At 62.3% G+C, this 3,223-nt stretch carries 3 protein-coding genes and 1 pseudogene; 2 read left to right on the top strand and 2 right to left on the bottom strand.

The features are described from left to right. Positions 1 to 1,054, top strand: a 1,054-nt coding sequence (locus ABY403_RS14955; protein WP_372841619.1) for a class I tRNA ligase family protein, incomplete at its 5' end; no start/stop codon positions are given. Positions 1,055 to 1,117: 63 nt separating this feature from the next. Here ABY403_RS14955 and ABY403_RS14960 read toward each other — a convergent pair. After that, on the bottom strand, positions 1,118 to 1,504 hold the full coding sequence (locus ABY403_RS14960; protein WP_372841620.1) for a DUF302 domain-containing protein: 387 nt from the start codon (positions 1,502 to 1,504) through the stop codon (positions 1,118 to 1,120). A gap of 69 nt (positions 1,505 to 1,573) precedes the next feature. Continuing rightward, a complete protein-coding gene (locus ABY403_RS14965; protein WP_372841621.1) occupies positions 1,574 to 2,548 on the bottom strand; it encodes a glutathione S-transferase family protein in 975 nt (324 codons plus the stop codon). A 156-nt stretch (positions 2,549 to 2,704) separates the two neighbouring features. Between ABY403_RS14965 and ABY403_RS14970 the strand changes: the two are divergent. Beyond that, positions 2,705 to 3,223, top strand: a pseudogene (locus ABY403_RS14970) (peptide ABC transporter permease); the annotation flags it as partial.

Raw genomic sequence — 3,223 nt, forward strand, 5'->3', positions numbered from 1 at the left:
CATGTTGCAAGCCTGCGCCACCAAGGGCCGCGCGCCATATCGCGCGGTGCTGACGCATGGTTTCACGCTCGACGAAAAGGGCATGAAGATGTCCAAGTCGATCGGCAACACGATCCTGCCACAAGAGGTGATCGCCCAATATGGCGCCGATATCCTGCGGCTTTGGGTGGCGCAGGTCGATTTCACCAACGACCAGCGTATCGGCAAGGAAATCCTGAAAGGCGTAGCCGATAGTTATCGTCGCTTGCGCAACACCATGCGCTTCATGCTAGGCAACCTTGCCGGGTTCAGCGATGCCGAACGGGTAGCGCCTGAAGACATGCCAGAGTTGGAGCAGTGGGTCCTGCACCGGCTGGCAGAGCTCGACCATGTCGTGCGCAAGGGCTATGCGGCCTACGATTTTCAGGGCGTGTTTCAGGCGTTGTTTACCTTTGCCACGGTGGATCTGTCGGCATTCTACTTCGACATCCGCAAGGACGCGCTCTATTGCGACGCGCCCTCGGGTGCCACACGGCGCGCCGCGCGCACGGTGCTTGATCTGCTGTTCCACCGCCTGACCACATGGCTTGCGCCGATTCTGGTGTTCACGATGGAAGATGTCTGGCTCAGCCGTTTTCCGGGCGAGGCGTCGTCGGTGCACCTGATCGACTTTGCCACCACCCCCGCCGACTGGCTGAACGAGCCCTTGGCGGCAAAGTGGGAAGGTATCCGCCGTGCCCGCCGCGCGGTGACCGCAGCATTAGAGGTGCAGCGCGCCGCAAAGGTGATCGGGGCCAGCCTAGAGGCGGCACCAGTGGTGCATGTTGACGATGCGGCGCTGCTTGCCGCGCTGAAATCGGTCGATTTCGCGGATCTTTGCATCACCTCGACGCTGGAACTGACCGCGACCCCGGCACCGCAAGAAAGCTTCCGGTTGCCCGAGGTGGCAGGCATCGCGGTGGTGTTCGAATTGGCCGAGGGTGCCAAATGCGAACGCTGCTGGAAGATCCTGCCCGACGTAGGCCAGCACAGCCACGCAGGCGTCTGTGCGCGCTGCGACGACGCGCTGGCATGAAAAAGCCGGGGGCTTCGCGCCCCCGGCCACTCGGTCTTTATGCAATGAATGTGCGCCGGGTGCTTAGATCGCCGCAACCGCCGCGCGCATCATGTCGCGCACCTGTGCGGCCACGTCCTTGAGCGATGCGTTGTCGATGGCCTGCATCGAGGCGACCGGGTCGATGGCGCTGACCTCGACCCCGCCGTCAACCGCGCGCAGGATCACGTTGCAGGGCAACATCGCACCAACCCGTGGTTCCATGCCGATGGCCTTGTGCGCCATGCCCGGGTTGCAGGCACCAAGAATACGGTAGTCGGGCATCTCGACATCAAGCTTTTTCTTCATCGTCGCTTTTACGTCGATTTCGGTCAGCACGCCAAAGCCTTGTTCGGCCAATGCGGCACGCGTGCGGGCGTCAACTTCGTCAAAGGTTCCGCCGGTTATGGTGCGGTTGATGGTGTAGCTCATGGTCGTGCTCCCGAATGGTGTTACTCGCAAGACCTAGGCATTTGCGCCACCGATTGCGAGACCCCGCTTCTAGCCGCGCCCGTGCGGTGCGTCGAAATCCAGCGCCGGGTTGATTGGAATGATCCGGTGCGGATTGATCGTCTCGTGGCTGAAATGGTAGTGGCGCACGATATGGTCGAGCCGCACTGTCCTGGCCACGCCGGGGTGCTGGTAAAGATCGCGCGTGTAGGCCCAGAGGTTGGGGTAGTCGATCAGCCGTTTGCGGTTGCACTTGAAGTGCAGATGATAAACCGCATCGAACCGCACCAGCGTCGTGAATAGCCGCCAGTCGGCCTCGGTCAGCTGCGCGCCCAGAAGGTAGCGACCCTTTTCTAGCCGCGCTTCCAGCCAATCAAGGCTGTCGAAAAGTTCATGCACAGCCGCGTCATAGGCGGTTTGGCTGGTGGCAAAACCGGCCTTGTAAACGCCATTGTTCACCGTGTCGTAGATGCGTGCGTTGATCGCCTCGATCTCGGCACGCAGGGGCGCGGGGAAATAATCATCGCGGTTGCCTGTCAACCCGTCGAAGGCCGAATTGAACATGCGGATGATTTCCGAGGATTCGTTGCTGACGATGGTTCCGCGCTTGCGGTCCCAAAGCACGGGCACGGTGACCCGGCCTGAAAACAGTGGGTCCGCGCGGGTATAGATGTCGCGCAGGAAAGGCAGGCCAAAAAGCCCGTCGCCGGTGGTGCCGTCGAAATCGGTGCCAAAGGTCCAGCCATCGGCCAGCATGTCGGGATGCACGACCGAAACGCCGATATGGGGGGCAAGCCCTTTGATCGCGCGAAAGATCAACGCGCGGTGCGCCCAAGGGCAGGCGTACGAGACATAAAGGTGATAGCGCCCCGAGGCCGCCGCAAAGCCGCCCTCGCCAGTTGGCCCCGCCGCGCCATCCGCCGTGACCCAGTTGCGAAACCGCGCGGTGCTACGCTGGAACGCGCCGCCCGTCGAAGCGGTGTCGTACCACGCGCTCTGCCACGCGCCATCCACCAACATTCCCATGTTCGCCTCCTGCTCTGAAGACCCAAAGTAGGTGTCATGGCTGCGGCGCGAAACAGGTGCCAGCGCGCAACCCCTCTTCGTGTCTGCACAACCACGCCGATGCTTGCGCGCATCGCGGCGCGCGCTTACCGATGACGCATATGGGCAGGAGGCGCGATGTCACTGGGCGTATTGCTGGCGGTTCTGGGTGCGGCCTTTCTGCATGCGCTCTGGAACGCTCTGATAAAGGTCGGTTCTTCCAAGATCGGCGGCATGGTGGTGCTGTCGGTGATGGAGGTGCCGATCGGCCTTGCCGTAGCACTCAACCGGCCTTGGCTTAACATCGAGGCGCTGCCTTGGGTCTTGGCCGCAGGCTGCACGCATTTCGGCTACAAGTTCTTTCTGACCCATGCCTATGACCACGGCGATCTGAGCCGCGTCTATCCTATCGCGCGGGGTGCGGCACCAATGGTGGTGGCGATTGTGGGAGCGCTGTTTTTGCCCGACGCAATCAGTCGCGCGCAATACGCGGGTATCGTGGTGCTGGGCCTTGGCATCTTGATGATGGCGCGCGGCGTTTTTACCGATGGCGAAAGCCGCCGCTTGCTGCCCTTTGCGCTTGGCTCGGCGGCGGCAACGGCATCTTACACGCTGATCGACGGGCTGGGCGCGCGTGTCTCGGGCGATGCCATTGCC

The sequence above is a fragment of the Phaeovulum sp. genome, assembly GCF_041596715.1.
Lineage (GTDB): Bacteria > Pseudomonadota > Alphaproteobacteria > Rhodobacterales > Rhodobacteraceae > UBA6213.